Consider the following 19,163-nt stretch of genomic DNA (forward strand, 5'->3'; position numbering starts at 1 on the left):
GCGCAGGGTCACGGACCCTGCGCCCTTCGTCGTGTCAAGCCCTGCCCGGTCCTCGTGGGGACGCGTAGACACGGAGCAGATCGACGGGAGGGCTTCGTGAACCGGTCCATGACTCTCAGCGGTGGGCGCCGCTTGGGCGCACCGCGCCTCACACCGGAGGTGGTGCCGGGCGTCCACCGCCTCGAGCACGCCTTCACCAACTGCTATCTGCTGGCGGAGGGCGAATCCTGGACGCTCGTGGATGCCGCGTTCCCGAACACGTGGGGGCCGTTGATCCGGGCGGCGCACGAACTGGATCTGCGCATGCGCGATCTGCAGGGAATCGTCCTCACGCACGGGCACTTCGACCACGTCGGCTTCGCAGAGAGGGCCGTCGAAGAGTTAGGTGTGCCGGTATACGTCCACGCCGGCGACCGGGAGTTGGCCGCGCATCCCTACCGCTACCGGCGCGAGCACACGCCGTTCATCTATCCCCTGCTCTACCCGCGGTCGCTCCCTCCGGTGGTGGGGATGCTGCGAGCGGGCGCCCTGAACGTGAAGGGGGTCGAGGAGGTGTCGGAGCTCCCGAGTTCCGGGACGCTCGACTTGCCGGGCCATCCGGAGGTGGTGTTCACGCCGGGCCACACGTTCGGGCACTGCGGACTGTTGCTCCGCGACCGCGAGACGCTGCTCACGGGTGACGCCCTCGTGACGCTCGACCCCTACAAGGGCGTGCCGGGCGCTCAGATCGTCGCGGGGGCGGCCACGGCGGATTCGGAGCAGGCTCTCGCGTCGCTCGAAGTCATCGCCGGGACGGGTGCACGCGTGCTGCTTCCCGGGCACGGCGAGCCGTGGCGGGATGGCGCGGAGGCGGCGGTCGCCTCGGCGCGAGCGATCGGCCGCAGCTGAGCGGGCGGCTCAGGCGGCGGGGCTGACCACCTCGAGCAGCCCGCCGTCTTTCACGGCGGAGAGCGACAGGACCTTGTAGCCCGCGTCGTCGAAGAACACTGTGAGCCGGTCCGCCTCGGTGTGCATCACGACGCCGGGCCCCCAGGTCTCGTGGCGCACACGCGCCGACAGTGGGAACGGGTCCTCGCGGTTCGCGTCGTGCTCCTCCGCCCACCGCTGCGCACTGCCGGAGGAGCAGGTGTCGCAGTTGCCACAGGGCTCGGGGAGCTCCTCGCCGAAGTAGCCGAGAAGGAACTGCCGACGGCACATTCCCGTTTCGGCATACTCCTGCATGAGCTGAGCGCGGGAGTGCTCGATCCTCTGCCGCGACTCCGCTTCGGCGACCGCCTTCGAGGCGGCCTCTGCCGGCCTGACGTCCGCGGCGCGCAGGTCGTCGTCGGTGCCGGAGAGCACATCCGCATCCCGGAGCAGGCCGAGGAGGCGCCCGAGCGAGCGCACGCTGATGTCCACACGCTCCGCCAGGTCTGACCGGGTGATCCCCGGCTCACGGGCGATCGCGCCGAACACGCGAGCCAGCTCGTCGGCGTCCGGTCCCCCGCCGGAGAAGAACTTGGTGAGGGCGAAGTCCTCCGGGCGGTAGTGGAGGGTGACCCGAGCCGGCTCGCCGTCCCGGCCCGCGCGTCCCGCCTCCTGGTAGTAGCTGTCGAGGGAGTCTGTCACGGACGCGTGGACCACCGAGCGCACGTCGTGCTTGTCGATGCCCATCCCGAAGGCGCTGGTGGCCGTGACTACACGCGCGCGGCCGTCCATGAAACGCTCGTAGGCATCATCGCGCTCGGCCCGGCGCAGCCCGGCGTGGTAGGCCGCCGCGGGGATGCCGGCCTCCTCGAGCTCGTCGGCGTACAGCTCGGCGTCCTTGCGGGTGGCGACATAGACGAGCCCCGACCCCTCCAGCTCGCGGATCTGCTCCACGACGGCGGCGCGCTTCGCCGCATCCTCTTCGTGGCGGACGACCTCCAGCCGCAGGTTGGGACGGTCGAACCCGGTCGCGAACAAGCGCGGCGCGCGGAGTCCGAGCCGCTCGGAGATCTCGGCGCGCACGGGAGGCGCTCCGGTCGCGGTCATCGCGACGACCGGTGGATGGCCCAGCTCGTCGATGATGTCGCCCAGCAGCAGGTAGTCGGGGCGGAAGTCATGGCCCCAGGAGGAGACGCAGTGCGCCTCGTCGACCGCGAACAGGGAGACGTCGACGGCCCGCAGCCGCTCGCGCACCTCCGGGTTGGCGAGCTGCTCGGGCGCGAGGAAGGCGAAGCCGATCTCGCCCGACTCCAGCGCCTCCCAGTCGCGCTCGCGCTCGCGCTGTCCGGCGGAGGAGTTGATGGCGACCGCACGGGGCGCGCCCCTCGCCTCGCTGAGCGCGCGCACCTGATCCTCCTGGAGGGAGATCAGCGGCGACACGACGATCGTCACGCCGTCGAGGATGGAGCCGGTCACCTGGTAGAGCGACGATTTGCCGTATCCGGTCGGCATGACGGCCAGCACATCGCCCCCGCCGAGGAGCACCTCCATGGCCTCGGTCAACCGCGGGCGCAGCTGCTCCCAGCCGAAGGACTCGCGTGCGACTTCCTGGATGCGCGACACATCAGAACCGTATCCGGTCGCGCTCATGCGTTGTAGGCGCGCTGCTGGTCCTGTTCGTCGGCGACGCGGACACCGTGACGGTAGGCGAGCTCGCCGCCGAGGAACCCGGAGACTCCGACGACGAGGATGCCGATCAGCGCCAGCACGAAGCCCGCGACACTGGGATGGTCGGGGTCGCCCGCGCGGACGATCGCGCTCACGATGAAGAGGACGAGCGCCGTCGAGTTGAAGATCAGATGCCAGATGGCTGTGCGCTTCACCTTCGTGCCCGACGGGAGCTGCGAGAAGTCCAGAAGCCCGAAGATGGCGGCGACCGCCCCGCCGATGATGCCGATCACGACGAGCCACAGAGCGCCGGTGGCCAGCGCTCCCGGCGCCGCGCCGAGCAGGGCTGCGATGTCGAACACGACGGCGGCCGTCCAGGCGCCGATCGGGATGGTGACGACGGTCGCGTGGAACGGGTGGCCGTAGGGGCCGGCGATGACGGAACGGGGCCGCTTGGCGCGCCGGAAGCCGCTGTCGTTGTCGTTGGCGGTCATGGGTGCTCCTTCTTCTCTCCCTTCGATGGTCGGACCGGCGGCCGCCGCGCGGCAGACCCTTCACGAGCGGCCACCGCGCGAGTATGGCCCTGTCAAGGCCTCACGGCTTCCGGCCGCAGCGCCTACCGTCGGCGGCATGAGCGCATCCCCTGTCGTCGTCATCACCGGAGCATCCAGCGGGCTGGGCCGGGGCACCGCCCTGGAGTTCGCCAAGCGTCACGCGAAGCTGGTGCTCGTCGCCCGCGGCGCATCCGCCCTTCAGGACGTCGTCGCCGAGTGCACGGCGAAGGGAGCACGCGATGTCGTGGCGGTCGCCGGTGACATGGCCGACCGGGCGACGGCCGACCGCGCGGTCGACACCGCCATCGCGAGACATGGCCGACTGGATGTGTGGATCAACGCCGCCGCGGTCAGCAGCTACGGCGTGTTCTGGGAGCAGCCTCCGGCCGAGTTCGAGCGCATCCTCGACGTCGACATCCACGGCTACGCGAACGGCAGCAGGAGCGCCCTGCGCGTCATGCTGCGCCAGCACTCCGGCACCATCGTCAACGTCGCATCCATCCTCGGAGAGGTGCCGCAGCCGTATTCCGCGGCCTACTCGATGTCGAAGGCCGCGGTGATCGCTCTCGGACGCAGTCTGCGTTCCGAGCTGTCGCTGGCGAAGTCGCCCGTACACGTGGTGACGGTGCTGCCGCCCACGCTGGACACCCCGATCTTCCAGCACGCGGGCAACCGCACCGGTCGCGCTCTGCAGGCCCTGCCACCCGTCTACCCGCCCACGGATGCCGTGAAGCAGATCGTCGCAGCCTGGAAGCGCCCGGGCGCCGCGGAACGGACGGTCAGCGGGGCGGGCAGGGCCATGGTGCGCCAGCACCGCCGGCATCCTCAGGCGGTGGAGGCGGCGATCGCCCGGCAGACGGAGCTGGGACAGTTCCGGAAGGCACCGGCCGCACCGACCACCGGCAACCTCAACAGCCCGTCCGGCTCTCCGCTCGGTGTGACCGGCGGTTGGGGCGGCCGGCGCAAGCAGACCGGCCGTGTGCTGCTGCTCGCAGCTCTCACGGCCGGCACCGCCTACGTCCTCCGGTCGAGGCGCGACCAGCGCGGCTGATCGAAACCCCGCCTGACGGTTACTGGACCGACCAGCCGCCGTCGCTCGGAAGCACCGCGCCATTGATGTTGACGCCGTCGTCGCTGAGCAGGAAGGTGATCGACGCCGCCAGCTGCTCGGCGGTCGCGATGGTCGGGATCTGCTGCTGGAACGGGGACAGACGCGCGGTCCCGGCCTCCGAGGGGTGCGTGGGCATCGGGATGCCGGTGGCCACTCCGCCCGGCGCGACGGCATTGACCCGGATGCCCTGCGGACCGTACATGAACGCAGTGCTGCGGGTGAGACCGATGACGCCGTGCTTCGAGACGGTGTACGCGGTGCCGGAGGCGTTCCCGCGGAGGCCGGCCTCCGACGCCACGTTCACGATCGAGCCGGCGCCCGCCCGCAGCATCGCGGGGAGCACCGCGCGCGTGAGCTTGAACCCACCGGTCAGATTGATGCCGATGGTGCGGTCCCACACCGCGTCGGAGGTCTCATGCGCCGGTGAGAAGTCGTCGTTGACGCCCGCGACGTTCGCCAGGGCGTCGATGCGGTCGCCGGCGGCGGCCACGATGCTGTCGATGTCCTCCTGTTTGGTGATGTCGCCCACCACGGTGGTGACCGCGCCGGCCGGAAGGCTCGACGCGAGTTCGTCCAGACGCTCCGCAGAGATGTCCACGGCGATCACGCGGCCGCCCTCGCGGGCGATGCGCGACGCGGTCGCCCGGCCGATCCCGGACGCGGCACCGGTGACGATCACCGTGCGGCCGTCGAAGCGGCCAGGGGTGACCTTCTCGACCCAGCCGGTCTCCACGTCCTCGGGCATGACGCCGTCGTTGGCCTGAAGGACCAGGTCGTCGACGACAGACTGCGGCAGCTGTCCCTGGCTGAGCGCCACCAGCTGCTGGAGCGGGAGGCCGCGCACCGGCGCGAGCATCTCCTCACCGACGCCCGCTTGGGCCAGCAGTCCCTGGATGAGCGGAGCGCCCTTCGGATCAGTCAGCCATTCGCCGATGGTGCTGTGCGCTGTCAGCGGCTTCGATTCGGTCATCGTCGTCCCTTCCTCGTCGGGTTATGAGCCCGATTATGACACTAAGTGCCAGAAAGAGTCTGACAGTCGGACGAGCGGCTCCGGGTACGCCAGGGCTTGCCACGGCGACGCCGGAGCGTAACGGTGGGAGCAGACGATCCATCCGTCGAGGGAGGGCCACCATGGAGACAGTTCTCGCCGTGCTGGAGCGCGACGACGATGCCTTCGAGATCGAGTTCGAACGGACCAGCGAACCGCCCTTCGAGTTGCGCCTGCCGTCGCACATCGGCGGAGCGGCAGTGATGGATGTCTTCGACCTGTGCGATTCGACGCTGTGGCCCGAGCTGATCCGGTACCGCTTCTCGGAGTGCGTGCCGGTCGTCATCGGCTCCGACGACGACTTCTGAGGCTCCGAGCGCCGGTCGTTCTGCTGCATTCCCGGTGGCCGGGCCGCTGGCTATGCTGTGCGCCATGAGCACCAAGAGCCGCCAAGGGCCGCACCACGAGGAGACGCTCCAGCTGGGCGAGAAGCGGGGGCTCTGGGGGGCGTTCGCCGGCCTCATCACCGCCGTGCTGATCGCGTATCCGCTGTCGGCCTGCATCGCGTTCGCGACGCATCCCACGACGCAGAAGCTGTTCGGCGGGCGTTTGGAGTCCGCGTCGGCGGGCGGCTACGCGGCATTCTGGTGGGTGCTCGCGCTCGGCTGCCTGGCGCTGCCGTTCCTGGTCGGGTTCGGGATCGCGCGCCTCTCGGCCCGCGCGGTGGTCACCATCGCGGGCATCGTCGTGCTCTTCATCATCGCCGTGGTCGTGCTGGGGCAGATGTTCGCGTTCTGAGCCGGCTCAGTCCATCGCGAGGACGACCTTGCGCCCCGGTGGCGCGGACTCGGCGGCCCGGTGTGCCTCCCAGACCTCGGAGAGCGGGAACACCACCGGCTCCGCAGTGCGCAACCCTCCGCCGGCGACGTCGGCGAGGAGCGACGCGAGGAGGCGGCGGTAGGCGGTGCGTCGGGTCGCGATGAACAGCGGGGCGCTGCAGATGCGCTCCGACCGGCCGCGCGCCGCCCGGGCGAATCCGCGGACGGCGTCGGCCCGTTCCTGCCCGGCGCGGCCGGCGAAGCCCGTGCGGACGAGTACGCCCTCGGGCGCGAGCACCTCACGGACGCGCGGCGAGCCCGTGTGGTCGATCGCCGCATCCACCCCGCCGCCCGCTGCCTCGCGGACCCGGGCGGGCCAGTCGGGAGCGCCGTAGTCGACCAGCGGGATGCCCAGATCGGCGATCGCGTCGCGGCTGCGGGCGGAGGCGGTGCCGATCACGGTCCGTCCGGCATGCAGGGCAAGCTGTGCGGCGAGCATCCCGACGGCTCCGGACGCACCCTGCACCAGGATGCTGTCCCCCGCACCGGCGAGCGCGAGGGCGTGACCTGCGGTCACCCCGTCGAGCGGGAGCGCCGCGGCCGCAGCGGGGTCGAGACCCGCGGGAAGCGCGACGAGCAGCGTCGGGGCGACCGTCACGAAGGTCGCGTGAGAGCCCATCCGCGGAAGCGCGCCGACCACGCGGGCGCCGACGCGCAGGCCCAGGGCGACCGACACCGCCGACTCCGTGACGAGCTCACCGACGAAGTCGTATCCCGTGATGAAGCCGGGAGCCGGTTGCAGCACGTACCCGCCACGCCTGGCCAGCACATCCGTCGCGCCCAAGGAAGCGTGCGTGACCCGCACGACGACCTCGTTGCCCCGCGGGGGACGCACCGCCTCGCGGGCCAGCACCATGGCCGTCGGATCTCCGAACCGCGACACCCGCGCGACCAGACGGCTGGGGACCGCGCCTCCCTCTCCCGCCATCGGGCGGTCAGCCGGCCCGGCGCTGCAGGAGGGCAGCGCGTTCCGGGTGCGCCTCGAACCAGTCGGCCACGTACCAGCACATCGGCACGATCCGCAGCGTCCCACGCTTCTCGATCTCGCCCACCGCGTACTCGACGAGCTGCGCGGCATACCCCTTGCCTCGGTGGTGAGGCACGGTGAAGGCCCGCGTCAGCGAAATCGAGTCGCCGAGGATGCGGTAGTCGAGCACGCCGACGAGCTCCCCGTCGACGTGCATCGCGAAGCGGCTCGCATCCGCCTGATCGCTGAACTCGGTGGCCATGTGGCCCATCGTACGTCCGTCGTGCTCCGAGGGAACCCGCGGTAGTGTGAAGGTGTGGGAACCCGACCCGCACCCCAGGGCTCCCGCGCGCACTCCGCGACCACGTCACAGCAGACCCGGCCGCCGACGGCGCCTGCCGTCCGCGTGACGTGACGACCCAGGAGCCGCCCTGTGACGAACGACAGCCCGTCGCCCGCTCTCGCCCCCGCCTTCCAGGCCCTGCTCGAGCAGGTCCCGATCGGTGAGCGCTCGGTCATCGAGGCCGAGACGGTGGCGTACGAACACGCGGGCGTCCCCCTCGAGGGATACCTGGCGCGCGACGCGCAGGCCGACGAGCGACGCCCGGCGGTGCTGGTGCTGCACGACTGGCACGGTGTCGGCGACAACGTGCGGATGCGCGCCCAGATGCTGGCGCGCTCCGGATACGTCGCCTTCGCCGCCGATCTCTACGGCGCCGGCATACGTCCGGCCGGAGACGCGGCGCCCGCAGAGGCGGGCAAGTACTACAACGACTTGGCGCTGCTCCGCGCCCGGGTCGCGGCCGGTTTCAGCTGGCTGCAGCAGCATCCCGCCGTCGACCCCGCGCGCCTCGCCGTCATCGGCTACTGCTTCGGGGGGACGGCCGCGCTCGAGTTCGCGCGCACGGGCGCCCCGGCGCGCGGCGTCGCTTCCTTCCACGGCGGTCTGATCGCGCACGACCCGTCCGATGCGGCCCAGATCGCCGCATCCCTCCTGGTGATGACCGGCGGCGACGACCCTGTCGTTCCCGACGAGGCGGTCGCCGCGTTCCAGCAAGAACTGCGGGGCGCCCCGCACGTCGACTGGCAGGTCAACACGTACTCCGGCGCGCCGCACGCGTTCACCATTCCGGGCACGGACCGATATTGTCCGCTCGCCGACGCTCGCAGCTGGCGGGCGCTGGTCTGCTTTTTGGACGAGGTCTTCCGGTGATGGGGAGGACACGCTGATGGAGCATCCGCTGCTCTTCGATGAGGGCGATGCCCTGGTGGAGCGCATCCGAGGCATCTGCCTGAGACTGCCCGAGGCCGTCGAGACGATGAACCACGGCCGGCCATCATGGAAGGCTGGCGAGAAGGGCCGTGCGTTCGCCGTGCTGGGGGCGTCGATGGACCGCCCGGACACGCTCGTGTTCAAGCCGGATCCCGCGGAGGAGCCGGCCTGGCGTGAGGACGAGCGGGTGTTCGTCCCGAAGTACTGGGGCCCGAGCGGCTGGCTCGCCATCGACCTCGACCGGGGCGCACGGGACTGGGCGGAGACCTTCGAGCTGATCGAGACGTCGTACCGCCAGGTCGCCCTCCGCCGTCAATTGGCGGTCTTGGATGCCGTCATGTAAGCTCGTATCCGGTCCGCGTGCGGGTCATGCGCCACTAGCTCAACGGATAGAGCATCTGACTACGGATCAGAAGGTTGGGGGTTCGAATCCCTCGTGGCGCACTGTGTTTCTACATAGATCACTGGTTGAGACAGTACAGAAGCCCCGGCTACGGCCGGGGCTTCTCGTTTGCCTGGACGGCGGGTCGCGGTGAGCTTCTATGATGCAGGTGTCGAGAGGGGAACCCATGGCGAGGCACCGGCACGAGAACGAGGCGAGCGAGCTTGCGGAGGCGCAGGCCGCGGCGGCAACCGAGGCAACGGAGACCGACGACGACTTCGTGGATGCGGACGAGTCGCTCGAAGCGGACGAAGAGCCCTCGTAGCGGCCCGTTCGTAGCGTCGGAGAAAGTGGCCGAAATCTCCGACGGACCGCGGTGCGGATGGAGATTCAGGGGCGATCGGGCGGGATCACCGACGGTGGGGGCGGGGTCTCCGACGGCGACAGGGGCGCGCGTCAGGCGGGAGGCGGCGGGGCCGCCGTGCTCGCGCGCACGACCAGGCGTGTGTGCAGCACCGAGGAACGCACCGGCTCGGGCCGCGCTTCGATTTCGGCGATGAGCAGTTCGAGGGCGCGGCGACCGATGGCCTCGAACTCCTGGTGGATGGTCGTCAGCGGCGGCCAGAACGAGTCCGACTCCGCCATGTCGTCGAACCCGACGACGCTGACGTCCTCCGGCACCCTACGGCCGGCCTCGTGCAGCGCGCGCAGCACGCCGAGCGCCATCTGGTCGTTCGCCGCGAACACGGCTGTGATCTCGGGGCGCGCGGCGATCTCCTGACCATGCCGGTATCCGGCGGCAGTCGACCAGTCGCCGCGGAAGACCTCCGGGACCGGCGCGCCGGCCTCTTCGAGCGTCCGGCGCCACGACTCCTCCCGCCGTGCGGCCGAATACGAGTCCCCCGGGCCGGAGATGTGCCAGACGGTCCGATGGCCGAGGTCGAGCAGGTGCTGGGTGGCCTGCCGCGCACCCTCCGCCTGGTCCGTGTCGACCTGCGGGTAGTCGGGGCGCTCGGTCGAGTCGACGACCACGACCGACAGCCCGGACGGCAGCTCGACGTCGGCGCGGTCGACGATGTGCGCCTCGATCACGACGATGATGCCGTCGACCGCCTGCTCCAGCAGACGGCTGAGCGCGACGCTCACGTCCTGCTGTGTCGGGCGTTCGACCGGGACGACCGTGATCGAGTAGCCGGCGGTCGCTGCCGACACCGCGATGGCGTCCAAGGTCCGCATGTTGCCGTAGGACGACAGGGTGAACATGACGACGCCGATGTTGCGGAAGCGGCCGGACCGCAACGCCCGCGCCGCTCGGTTCGGGCGGTAGCCGAGCACCTGCATCGAGGCGAGTACGCGCTGACGCGTCGTCTCCTCGACGTTGGTGAGGCCGTTCGCCACCCGCGAGACGGTCTGCGTCGAGACCCCCGCGTGCGCCGCGACATCGCCCAGCGACGGACCGCGTTTGCGTGCCGTCGCACGGGCGGACGGGGATTCGGCGAGCGACTCTGCCATGGTCTCCACTTCTCGGTTCAACACGAGGGTTCAACACGACCTTGCATCATGTTGACGTGAACATGTTAGAGTAGCCGCCACGATGTTGACGTAAACATCGGCACACCGTTCTCGAACCCAGGGAAGACATGACAACGACGTCCCTTACGCGGGCCACCGCGCCCGGCATCCCCCGCCGCGGCCGCCGGTCGCGCCGCGACTGGCGCGGCTGGGCCTTCGTGGCCCCCTTCACGGTCGTCTTCGCGGCGATGATCATCGCGCCGGTCGTCTACGCGATCTACCTCAGCCTCTTCCGCCAGCAGCTCATCGGCGGCAACGCGTTCGTCGGCCTCGGCAACTACGTCGCCGTGTTCCAGGACGAGAAGTTCTGGGCGTCGCTCGGCCGCGTCTCGCTGTTCCTCGTCGTGCAGGTGCCGATCATGCTGGTGCTCTCGCTGGTCGCCGCCCTCGCGCTGGACAGCGCGCGACTGCACGGCGCCGGATTCTTCCGGATCGCGCTCTTCCTCCCCTACGCCGTACCCGGTGTGGTGGCCGCGCTGATCTGGGGCTTCATCTACGGCGACCAGTTCGGTCTGACCGCGAGCATCAACCAGCTGCTCGGGACCGGGCTCGCGCCGCTCAGCGGTCAGTGGGTGCTCGCCTCCATCGGCAACATCGTCACCTGGGAGTTCATGGGCTACAACATGCTCATCTTCTACGCGGCGCTGAGGGTCATCCCGACCGAGCTCTACGAGGCGGCCGAGATCGACGGCGCCGGAGCGTTCCGCACGGTGTTCAGCATCAAGCTCCCCGCCATCCGCGGCGCGCTCGTGATCGCGACGATCTTCTCGATCATCGGCAGCTTCCAGCTCTTCAACGAGCCGAACCTGCTCAAGCAGCTGGCGCCCAACGCGATCAGCAGCTACTTCACCCCGAACATGTACGCCTACAACCTCTCGTTCGCCGGCCAGCAGTTCAACTACGCCGCGACCGTCGCGATCGTGATGGGCGTCCTGACCGCCGTCATCGCGTATGTGGTGCAGCTGCGCGGCACGAGGAAGGAGGCCCGCTGATGGCCACGCTGACCGACACCCGGAGCACGCGCCCGCGCAAGGCCCCGTCTCGTGCCGCAGCGCGCGTCCGGGACGGCGCCTCTTCCGGCCGCCGCATCCGCAAGTCGCCGCTGCTGACGATCGTGATGGTGCTCTTCGTCATCTACTCGTTCGTGCCGCTCATCTGGCTGATCGTCAACGCGACGAAGACCCAGCCCGACCTCTACTCGTCGTTCGGGCTCTGGTTCGGGAAGGACTTCAACCTCTTCCAGAACATCGCCGACACGTTCACCTACCGCGGCGGCATCTTCGTGCAGTGGCTGGGCAACACCCTCCTCTACGTGGTCGTCGGCGCAGGCGGCGCTACGCTGCTCGCCACGGTCGCCGGCTACGGCATGGCGAAGTACAACTTCCCCGGCAAGCGGGCCGTGTTCGCCGTGGTGCTCGGAGCGATCGCCGTGCCGGGGACCGCCCTGGCCGTCCCGACGTTCCTGCTGTTCAGCCAGGCCGGACTCACGAACACCCCCTGGGCGGTCATCCTGCCCTCGCTCATCAGCCCGTTCGGCTTCTACCTCATCTGGACGTACGCGAGCGAGGCCATCCCGACCGAGCTGCTGGAGGCGGCGCGGATGGACGGGGCGGGCGAGTTCCGCACGTTCTTCACGATCTCGCTCCGGCTCCTCGCCCCCGGCATCGTCACGGTCGCACTGTTCGCGATCGTCGCCACCTGGAACAACTACTTCCTGCCGCTCATCATGCTGAGCGACCCCACCTGGTACCCCCTCACGGTGGGCCTCAGCCAGTGGAGCGCGCAGGCGACCGGGGTCGGCGCCCAGCCGATCTTCAACCTCGTGATCACCGGATCGCTCATCACGATCGTCCCGATCGTGGCCGCGTTCCTGGTGCTCCAGCGCTACTGGCAGTCAGGTCTGGCCGCCGGAAGCGTCAAGCAGTAACCCCATCCCCCATCCGCAATCTCATTCCACGAAGAAGTGAAAGGAAGCTCATGAAGAGCACTCTCGCGTCCCGGCGCATCGCCCGGGTCGTCACCGCTGCGGTGGTCGGCGCCGTCGCCGCCGCCTCCCTGGCCGCCTGCTCGGGCGGCACCTCGTCCGGCGGCGGAAGCGCCTCCGACATCGACGCGGCCCTCAAGCAGGGCGGGACCATCACCTACTGGTCGTGGACCCCGTCGGCGGAGGCCCAGGTCGCCGCCTTCGAGAAGGAGTACCCGAAGGTCAAGGTCAAGCTGGTCAACGCCGGCACGAACACCACCGAGTACACGAAGCTGCAGAACGCGATCAAGGCCGGATCGGGCGCACCCGATGTCGCGCAGGTCGAGTACTACGCCATCCCGCAGTTCGCCCTCTCCGACTCGCTCGTCGACCTCAAGCAGTACGGGTTCGACAAGCTGCAGGACGACTACACCCCCGGCCCCTGGGGCTCGGTGAACGTCGGTGGCAAGCTGGTCGGCCTCCCGCAGGACTCCGGCCCCATGGCGATGTTCTACAACAAGACCGTCTTCGACAAGAACGGCATCGCCGTGCCGAAGACGTGGGACGAGTACGTCGCGGCCGCGCAGAAGCTGCACGCCGCCGACCCGAACGCCTACATCACGAGCGACTCCGGCGACTCCGGCTTCACCACCTCGATGATCTGGCAGGCGGGCGGCCGCCCGTTCAACGTGGACGGCACCAAGGTGTCGATCAACCTCCAGGACGAGGGCACGAAGAAGTGGACGGGCACCTGGGACAAGCTGGTCGAGGGCAAGCTGCTCTCCAGCGTCCCCGGCTGGAGCGACGACTGGTTCAAGGCGCTCGGCAACGGCTCCATCGCCACGCTGATCACCGGCGCGTGGATGCCCGGCGTGCTCGAGTCGTCGGTAAAGGACGGCGCCGGTCAGTGGCGCGTCGCCCCCATCCCGACCTACGACGGTAAGCCGGTCAACGCCGAGAACGGCGGCGGCGGCCAGGTCGTGCTCAAGCAGAGCAAGAACCAGGCTCTCGCGGCCGGCTTCCTGAAGTGGCTGAACAACGACGAGGACAGCATCAAGGTGTTCCTCGAGTCCGGCGGGTTCCCGTCGACCACGAAGGACCTCAACTCCTCCGAGTTCCTCGCCTCCGCCCCCGAGTACTTCGGCGGTCAGAAGATCAACGAGGTGCTGGTGGACGGCGCCAAGAACGTGTCGACCGGCTGGCAGTACCTGCCGTTCCAGGTCTACGCGAACAGCATTTACGGGGACACGGTCGGACAGTCCTACACGTCGAACACCAGCCTGAACCCCGGTCTGCAGGCCTGGCAGAAGGCGCTGGTCGACTACGGCAACCAGCAGGGCTTCACGGTCACCGGCGAGTAGCAGCATCTCCGTGGCCGGCCGCGCACGTCGCGGCCGGCCACGGCCATCCCACCCCTCAGGAGAACCATGACCACCTTCGACATCGCGGGCGACGACTTCGTCCTCGACGGCGAGCCGTTCCGCATCCTCTCGGGAGCGCTGCACTACTTCCGCGTGCACCCGGACGACTGGGCGGACCGCATCCACAAGGCGCGCCTGATGGGGCTCAACACGATCGAGACCTACGTGCCGTGGAACGCGCACGAACCGCGCCCCGGCGAATGGCGTGCCGACGGCGCGCTCGATCTCGCCCGGTTCCTGAAGGCGGTGGCCGACGAGGGGATGTACGCGATCGTCCGCCCCGGGCCGTACATCTGTGCCGAATGGGACAACGGCGGCCTGCCCGCGTGGCTCTTCACGGATCCGGAGGTCGGCATCCGCCGGTCGGAGCCGCGCTTCGTCGCCGCGCTCTCCGCGTACCTGCGGAACGTGCTCGACATCGTCCGGCCGTTGCAGGTGACCGAGGGCGGACCTGTGCTGCTCGTGCAGGTGGAGAACGAGTACGGCGCGTACGGCGACGACAAGGAGTACCTGCGTCAGCTGGTGGAGGTCATCCGCGGTGCCGGGATCACGGTGCCGCTGACCACGGTCGACCAGCCGCAGGACGACATGCTCGAGAACGGCTCACTGCCGGAGCTGCTCAAGACCGCATCCTTCGGCTCCCGCTCGCGCGAACGGCTGGCGACGCTGCGCCGACACCAGCCGACCGGGCCGCTGATGTGCTCGGAGTTCTGGGACGGCTGGTTCGACAGCTGGGGCGGTCACCACCACACGACCTCGGTGGAGGAGTCGGCGGCCGACCTGGATGCGCTGCTCGCGCTCGGCGCATCCGTCAACCTGTACATGTTCCACGGCGGCACGAACTTCGGCTTCACCAACGGCGCCAACGACAAGGGCGTCTACCAGCCGATCGTGACCAGCTACGACTACGACGCCCCGCTCGACGAGGCGGGCGAGCCGACGGAGAAGTTCTGGGCGTTCCGCGATGTGATCGCGCAGTACGCCCCGGTGCCGGAGCTCGAGCCCGTCGTGGCCGCGGCTGCGCCCGCGTTCACCGTCCCGTTCGGCTCCTCGGTTCCGCTCTGGTCGGTCGCCGACCGGCTGGGCGAGTGGTCGCACACGGACTCGCTGCCGACGTTCGACGAGCTGGGCCACTACAGCGGTCTCGGCCTGTATCGCACCGAGATCGACACGACCGAGCCCGCGGTGCTGGAATTCGGCGAGGTCCGCGACCGCGCGTACGTCTCGGTCGGCACCAGCCGCCTGGGCGTGCTCGCCCGCGACCACCACGACTCGGCCATCGCGCTCTCCCCCAGCCGCGGAACCCTCACCGTGCTCGTCGAGGACCAGGGCCGCGTCGACTACGGTCCCCGGATCGGCGAGCCCAAGGGACTCATCGGCCCGGTGCAGCTGAACGGCGAGGAGCTGCGCCGGTGGAGCGTCCTTCCGCTCGAGCTGTCGTCGCTCGCGCCCGTGCGCGATGCCCTCGACGCCGCCGGCGCCGAGACGCCCGAGCGCCTGGCCGGTCCGGTCTTCGCCCGCGCCGTCTTCGGCCTGGACGAACCGTGCCCCCTCTTCCTCGACACGACGGGATGGGGCAAGGGCGTCGCCTGGATCAACGGCTTCCACCTGGGCCGCTACTGGACGCGCGGACCGCAGGAGACGCTGTTCGTCCCGCGCGGCGTACTGCATGCCGGCGCCAACGAGCTGATCGTGCTGGAGCTGGAGTCCGCCGCCGAGGCCGTCGCCGCCTTCGTGCCGGAACCGCGTCTGGGCCACACGGAGGTCTGAGCCGGTCAGAGACCAGCGGCCGAGGGTGCCTCCGCGACCGTTCCGGTAGCCGGGCGCCCTCGGACGCTGAGCACGGTGACGCAGACGGCGATCGCGGCGAGCAGGATCAGGCTGACCGGTCCGGTCCCCAGCGCCAGTCCACCGCGAGCGTGCGACACGGCGAGGCCGTCGGAGAGCGACGCCCCGAACGGCCGGGTCAGGACGTACGCGGTCCAGAACGCCGCCGTCGCGCCGAAGCCCCACCAGCGGTAGGCCGCGCCGGGAAGGGCGAACAGGATGCCGAACAGCAGGGCGGAGGCGAAGTAGCCCAGCCCGAGCGTGGTCGCGGTCAGGTCGCCGACCGCTGTTCCGAGGGCGAAGGTCGCCAGGACCGCGCACCAGTAGAACACCTGGCGCGCCGGAGTGTCGATGCGGTGCACCGACAGGGTTCGCTGGGTGGCGAACCAGAGGACGAAGACCATCGCGAGAGCGACGACGAACACCACCGTCGAGACGAGGTACGGGACACCGAGCTCGACATGCAGCACATCGGCCACCATCGTGCCGAAGACGGCGACCATCAGCACGGCGCTCCAGTAGACCCACGGGATGTACCGCCGCACGGCGAACTGCAGCCCGAGCGCCACGGCGAACACTACGAAGGCCCCACCGACGGCGACGACGGGGTCGATGGCCTTCACCAGGAAGTCGGACGCCGTCTCCCCCATGGCCGTCGTCAGCAGCTTGGTCACCCAGAACAGGGCGGTGACGGCGGGAACGGTGTTGCGCATCCACTCAGCATCCCGAACGGAGGGCGGTCCACGCTGGACGATCAACGCGAACCGATGAGAGGCCTCGAAGACGGCGGAGCCGGCCGTGTGTTCAGAGGATGCGCCGGGCCAGCCGCGGGTAGTCGATCACGATGCCGTCCTCATCCACGGTGAGATCGGCCATGAACGTGTCACTCACGCTGCGGTACCGCACCACACTGTGACCGGAGGCCGGGTCGAACGGCTTCGCGGCACTGTACGCCTGCCGGCTCGGGATGACCGCGAGCGACGGCAGGTCGACCCACGCCATCGTGAGCTCGGTCTCCGCCAGCCCCTCTCGGGCACGCAGGCGCAGGATCGGCATCGTGTTGGTGACCGGACAGAGCGCGAGGTCGCAGTCGAGTGCGTCCTCCAGGGCTTCCGGGTGTGCCGCGCCCGGATCGGGCATCGGTTCGCCGTGGTAGCGCACGTCGCCGTGGGCGTACGTCTCGGTCGCCCAGGTGCCGTGGGCGCTGCGCGTCAGCACGAGCCAGCGCGTGAACCCGCGGCCGGCAACCGAAACCGAGAGCCGCGAGGTCACCCAGTCCGGCCCGGTCTCCAGCGCCCAGCTGGTGACGTAGTCGGTGGTCCGCGAGGTGCCGAGGGCGTCGAGCCTGTCCGGCGCGAGGGTCAGCACCGCGGCCTCCAGTCGTTGCGGGTCCTCGTCGCCCACCCACTCCACGTGCCGTACAGCTCCACGCATGCTGCTCGCCTCCGCCCACGACCGCCGTCGCCGAACCATATCCCAGCGCGGGGTCGGTGTGGAGAGGTGTGCCGTTACGCGTTCGGCCGGCCCGTCGGTCCGAGGACCTCGTGGTCAGCGAGCCGGCGCCGCATGCGGGGTGAGCGCGTGCTGCAGCGCGAGCGTCGCCGCTCCACCGGCCGCCGCATCCAACCCGGGGTCGGCGAGCTCGATGACGACCGGGTGGATGGCGCGGGTGCGGGCGAACTGCGAGACGTACGCTCGGATCTCGCGAACGTAGATGGCTCCGGCGTCCGCGAATCCGGGTCCGGCCAGCACGACACGGTCGAGGTCTAGCACGTTCACGATCGACAGCACCGCCGCGGCCACATACCGCGCCGAGCGCTTGATCAGCTCGCAGCAGCGCGGCTCGCCTTGGGCGGCCGCCCGTGCGATCGCCTCGAAGTCGGCGCGGAAGCGTTGCGGGTCGCGGGTGAGGCCCAGCTGCCGGACGAGATCGTCGTCGTCCAGCGCCTGCGCCACCACCGCACGGGGCGCCGCCAGCATCTCCAGGCAACCGCGCGCGCCGCACCAGCACTGCGGACCGTCGATGTCGATCACCATGTGGCCGATCTCGCCGACGTTCGAGGACGCCCCGCGGGCGACGCTGCCGCCGACCATCAGTCCCAGGCCGAAGCCGTTGGAGAGGTAGAGGGTCGCGAAGTCCTGCGTCGCGGGCACCCGGCCGGCCCAGTACTGGCCGAGGGCGGCGCAGGCGGCGTCGTTGTCGCGCACCACCGGCAGTCCGATGCGCGGTTCGAGCGCCTTGTTCAGGGCGAAGGACTCCCACTCGGTGGAGGTGATCGACAGACGCTCCGCTCCAGCGCCCAGATCGAGACCGGCGCCTGCGACACCGACGCCCACAACCGACTCCAGCGCGATGTCGAGCTGTACCAGCAGCTGCCCGAGCTCGCGGGCGATGCGCACCACATCCTCGCTCGGGCCTGCCTGCTCGATGCCCGGCGAGACCAGCCTGCCGATGACCGTGCCCGCGAGATCGGTCACCACGTAGGTCAGGCGGCCCGCGTCGAGTGAGAGCCCGACAGCGAACCGCCCGGTCGAATTGAGCTCCAGGAGGCTGCTTCTCTTGCCTCCGGTCGACTCGCTGAAGCCGGTCTCGATGACCAGACCGTCCTCGATGAGCGACTTGACGATGCGGGTGATGGAGGTGGCGGTCAGCCCCGAGCGTTCCGCCAGCTCGGTGCGCGTGACCGTGCCGCCGGAACGGACCATATCGAGCACGGCGCTCCGGGTGTTCGCGGACGACGGCCCCAGCCGCCGCGCCGCGCTCACGTCGTCTCCCGCACGACGACGACGGGTTCGGGCGCCGTCACCGGTCCGACATCGCCGTCGTGGATGGCGGCGAGCGCCGCCGTGCCCAGCAGCGCGCCGATCTCCCGGCCATGACGGTCGATCGCCGTAATGGGGCGGCTCGCGCTCTGGCACACCAACGAGTCGCTCCAGCAGATCAGGGAGACCGCGTCAGGGACCGGGACGCCGTGCTCCTCCAGCGCATCGAGCGCCGCGACCGCGTCGTGGTCGCTGTCGAAGACCAGCACTGTCGGGGCGTCCGGCGAGCTCTCGGCGGCGATACGGACGGCGTCCGCGACGACGTCGGGCGTCTGCACGATTTCGATGCGCCTGTCGCCGTCGCCCGCTGCACTGCCGACATCGCTGACCAGCGGGTCCGGCTCCGACTGCGCGGTGACGTAGACCCAGCGGCGAGCAGGATGCCCATCGAGGTAGGCGGCGAGCGCGCGCGAGGCGGCCGCCGCATCCACCGTCACCGCCGGATAGTCGGCATCGTCCGCAACGGAGGCGAGCGCGACGAAGGGCATGTCGATCTGACGGAGGAGCCGGACGCGCGCGTCCTCCTGGCGTGCCCCGAGAACGATGACACCGGCGATTCCACCGACGCGGGCCCACAGCCGGTAGGTGCGCAGCTCCGACTCCTCGTCGTCGACCGACCGGGTGATGAACCGCATGCCGGCCGCGAGCAGCGGGCCGGCGATCGCACGCACGATCGCGGACGCGACCGGGTCGCGGTCGCGCCCGTGCCGGATCACCAGGCCGATCGACGCCGCCTGATCCGTCATCTGCTCACCGCCTTCCCCTCGCCCCGCACGGGACCCCAGATAGGAAGTCTGCCCGATGCGGCGCCCCAGCCACGACTTCCCCCG

General features: G+C 70.1%; 21 protein-coding genes and 1 tRNA gene. 12 read left to right on the forward strand and 10 right to left on the reverse strand.

The window, feature by feature from the left end; translation table 11 throughout:
* The first annotated feature begins 108 nt into the window (after positions 1–108).
* On the forward strand, positions 109–888 hold the full coding sequence (locus ACF1AJ_RS11880; RefSeq protein ID WP_391507552.1) for an MBL fold metallo-hydrolase: 780 nt from the start codon (positions 109–111) through the stop codon (positions 886–888).
* A gap of 9 nt (positions 889–897) precedes the next feature.
* On the opposite strand, the gene ACF1AJ_RS11885 is transcribed toward ACF1AJ_RS11880, so the two are convergent.
* The gene (locus ACF1AJ_RS11885) at positions 898–2,556 is read right to left on the reverse strand and encodes a RecQ family ATP-dependent DNA helicase (RefSeq protein ID WP_391507553.1); all 1,659 of its coding nucleotides are present in this window, start codon (positions 2,554–2,556) and stop codon (positions 898–900) included.
* Positions 2,553–3,068, reverse strand: coding sequence for a DUF2231 domain-containing protein (locus tag ACF1AJ_RS11890; protein WP_391507554.1), 516 nt, complete (start codon positions 3,066–3,068; stop codon positions 2,553–2,555). Before ACF1AJ_RS11890 ends, ACF1AJ_RS11885 begins: the two co-directional genes overlap by 4 nt.
* Positions 3,069–3,204: 136 nt before the next feature.
* On the opposite strand from ACF1AJ_RS11890, the gene ACF1AJ_RS11895 reads away from it, so the two are divergent.
* Positions 3,205–4,179, forward strand: coding sequence for an SDR family NAD(P)-dependent oxidoreductase (locus ACF1AJ_RS11895; protein WP_391507555.1), 975 nt, complete (start codon positions 3,205–3,207; stop codon positions 4,177–4,179).
* A gap of 19 nt (positions 4,180–4,198) precedes the next feature.
* Here the strand turns inward: ACF1AJ_RS11895 and ACF1AJ_RS11900 are convergent, their stop codons facing one another.
* Positions 4,199–5,209 (reverse strand): SDR family NAD(P)-dependent oxidoreductase, encoded by a 1,011-nt coding sequence (locus ACF1AJ_RS11900; RefSeq protein ID WP_391507556.1) that lies wholly within the window; start codon positions 5,207–5,209, stop codon positions 4,199–4,201.
* A 161-nt stretch (positions 5,210–5,370) separates the two neighbouring features.
* On the opposite strand from ACF1AJ_RS11900, the gene ACF1AJ_RS11905 reads away from it, so the two are divergent.
* Together ACF1AJ_RS11905 and ACF1AJ_RS11910 are read left to right on the forward strand one after the other, a co-directional pair.
* A complete protein-coding gene (locus ACF1AJ_RS11905; RefSeq protein ID WP_018189345.1) occupies positions 5,371–5,595 on the forward strand; it encodes a hypothetical protein in 225 nt (74 codons plus the stop codon).
* 64 nt (positions 5,596–5,659) lie between these two features.
* Complete coding sequence (locus ACF1AJ_RS11910) at positions 5,660–6,025, forward strand: hypothetical protein (protein ID WP_018189344.1); 366 nt, start codon at positions 5,660–5,662, stop codon at positions 6,023–6,025.
* Positions 6,026–6,031: 6 nt separating this feature from the next.
* Here ACF1AJ_RS11910 and ACF1AJ_RS11915 read toward each other — a convergent pair whose 3' ends face one another.
* On the reverse strand, positions 6,032–6,988 hold the full coding sequence (locus ACF1AJ_RS11915; protein ID WP_391507557.1) for a zinc-binding dehydrogenase: 957 nt from the start codon (positions 6,986–6,988) through the stop codon (positions 6,032–6,034).
* Between the two features lie 52 nt (positions 6,989–7,040).
* Complete coding sequence (locus ACF1AJ_RS11920) at positions 7,041–7,334, reverse strand: GNAT family N-acetyltransferase (RefSeq protein ID WP_391507558.1); 294 nt, start codon at positions 7,332–7,334, stop codon at positions 7,041–7,043.
* Positions 7,335–7,505: 171 nt separating this feature from the next.
* On the opposite strand from ACF1AJ_RS11920, the gene ACF1AJ_RS11925 reads away from it, so the two are divergent.
* From ACF1AJ_RS11925 to ACF1AJ_RS11940, 4 genes are all read left to right on the forward strand, one after another.
* On the forward strand, positions 7,506–8,285 hold the full coding sequence (locus ACF1AJ_RS11925) for a dienelactone hydrolase family protein (RefSeq protein ID WP_391507559.1): 780 nt from the start codon (positions 7,506–7,508) through the stop codon (positions 8,283–8,285).
* 16 nt (positions 8,286–8,301) lie between these two features.
* Complete coding sequence (locus tag ACF1AJ_RS11930) at positions 8,302–8,688, forward strand: MmcQ/YjbR family DNA-binding protein (RefSeq protein WP_391507560.1); 387 nt, start codon at positions 8,302–8,304, stop codon at positions 8,686–8,688.
* 28 nt (positions 8,689–8,716) lie between these two features.
* Positions 8,717–8,789 (forward strand) — tRNA-Arg (locus ACF1AJ_RS11935).
* 125 nt (positions 8,790–8,914) lie between these two features.
* On the forward strand, positions 8,915–9,052 hold the full coding sequence (locus ACF1AJ_RS11940; protein WP_391507561.1) for a hypothetical protein: 138 nt from the start codon (positions 8,915–8,917) through the stop codon (positions 9,050–9,052).
* A 131-nt stretch (positions 9,053–9,183) separates the two neighbouring features.
* On the opposite strand, the gene ACF1AJ_RS11945 is transcribed toward ACF1AJ_RS11940, so the two are convergent.
* On the reverse strand, positions 9,184–10,239 hold the full coding sequence (locus tag ACF1AJ_RS11945; RefSeq protein WP_391507562.1) for a LacI family DNA-binding transcriptional regulator: 1,056 nt from the start codon (positions 10,237–10,239) through the stop codon (positions 9,184–9,186).
* Positions 10,240–10,367: 128 nt separating this feature from the next.
* Between ACF1AJ_RS11945 and ACF1AJ_RS11950 the strand changes: the two genes are divergently transcribed.
* From ACF1AJ_RS11950 to ACF1AJ_RS11965, 4 genes are all read left to right on the forward strand, one after another.
* Positions 10,368–11,291: a carbohydrate ABC transporter permease gene (locus ACF1AJ_RS11950; RefSeq protein WP_391507563.1), complete on the forward strand. Its 924-nt coding sequence runs from the start codon at positions 10,368–10,370 to the stop codon at positions 11,289–11,291.
* Positions 11,291–12,226 carry a carbohydrate ABC transporter permease gene (locus ACF1AJ_RS11955; protein WP_391507564.1) on the forward strand — a complete coding sequence of 312 codons (936 nt, stop codon included), beginning with the start codon at positions 11,291–11,293 and terminating at the stop codon, positions 12,224–12,226. Before ACF1AJ_RS11950 ends, ACF1AJ_RS11955 begins: the two co-directional genes overlap by 1 nt.
* A 50-nt stretch (positions 12,227–12,276) precedes the next feature.
* Positions 12,277–13,623 carry an ABC transporter substrate-binding protein gene (locus ACF1AJ_RS11960; RefSeq protein WP_391507565.1) on the forward strand — a complete coding sequence of 449 codons (1,347 nt, stop codon included), beginning with the start codon at positions 12,277–12,279 and terminating at the stop codon, positions 13,621–13,623.
* 66 nt (positions 13,624–13,689) lie between these two features.
* Positions 13,690–15,453, forward strand: a complete 1,764-nt coding sequence (locus tag ACF1AJ_RS11965) for a beta-galactosidase family protein (RefSeq protein ID WP_391507566.1) — start codon at positions 13,690–13,692, stop codon at positions 15,451–15,453.
* A gap of 5 nt (positions 15,454–15,458) precedes the next feature.
* On the opposite strand, the gene ACF1AJ_RS11970 is transcribed toward ACF1AJ_RS11965, so the two are convergent.
* The 4 genes from ACF1AJ_RS11970 to ACF1AJ_RS11985 all read right to left on the reverse strand — a co-directional run bounded on the left by ACF1AJ_RS11970 (position 15,459) and on the right by ACF1AJ_RS11985 (position 19,079).
* Positions 15,459–16,223, reverse strand: coding sequence for a hypothetical protein (locus tag ACF1AJ_RS11970; RefSeq protein WP_391507567.1), 765 nt, complete (start codon positions 16,221–16,223; stop codon positions 15,459–15,461).
* Between the two features lie 91 nt (positions 16,224–16,314).
* The gene (locus tag ACF1AJ_RS11975; protein ID WP_391507568.1) at positions 16,315–16,944 is read right to left on the reverse strand and encodes a putative glycolipid-binding domain-containing protein; all 630 of its coding nucleotides are present in this window, start codon (positions 16,942–16,944) and stop codon (positions 16,315–16,317) included.
* 114 nt (positions 16,945–17,058) lie between these two features.
* Positions 17,059–18,276 (reverse strand): ROK family protein, encoded by a 1,218-nt coding sequence (locus ACF1AJ_RS11980; RefSeq protein ID WP_391507569.1) that lies wholly within the window; start codon positions 18,274–18,276, stop codon positions 17,059–17,061.
* Positions 18,273–19,079 carry a substrate-binding domain-containing protein gene (locus ACF1AJ_RS11985; RefSeq protein WP_391507570.1) on the reverse strand — a complete coding sequence of 269 codons (807 nt, stop codon included), beginning with the start codon at positions 19,077–19,079 and terminating at the stop codon, positions 18,273–18,275. Before ACF1AJ_RS11985 ends, ACF1AJ_RS11980 begins: the two co-directional genes overlap by 4 nt.
* Positions 19,080–19,163 lie beyond the last annotated feature (84 nt).

The sequence above is a fragment of the Leifsonia sp. NPDC014704 genome (assembly GCF_043083605.1).
Classification (GTDB): Bacteria; Actinomycetota; Actinomycetes; order Actinomycetales; family Microbacteriaceae; genus Leifsonia.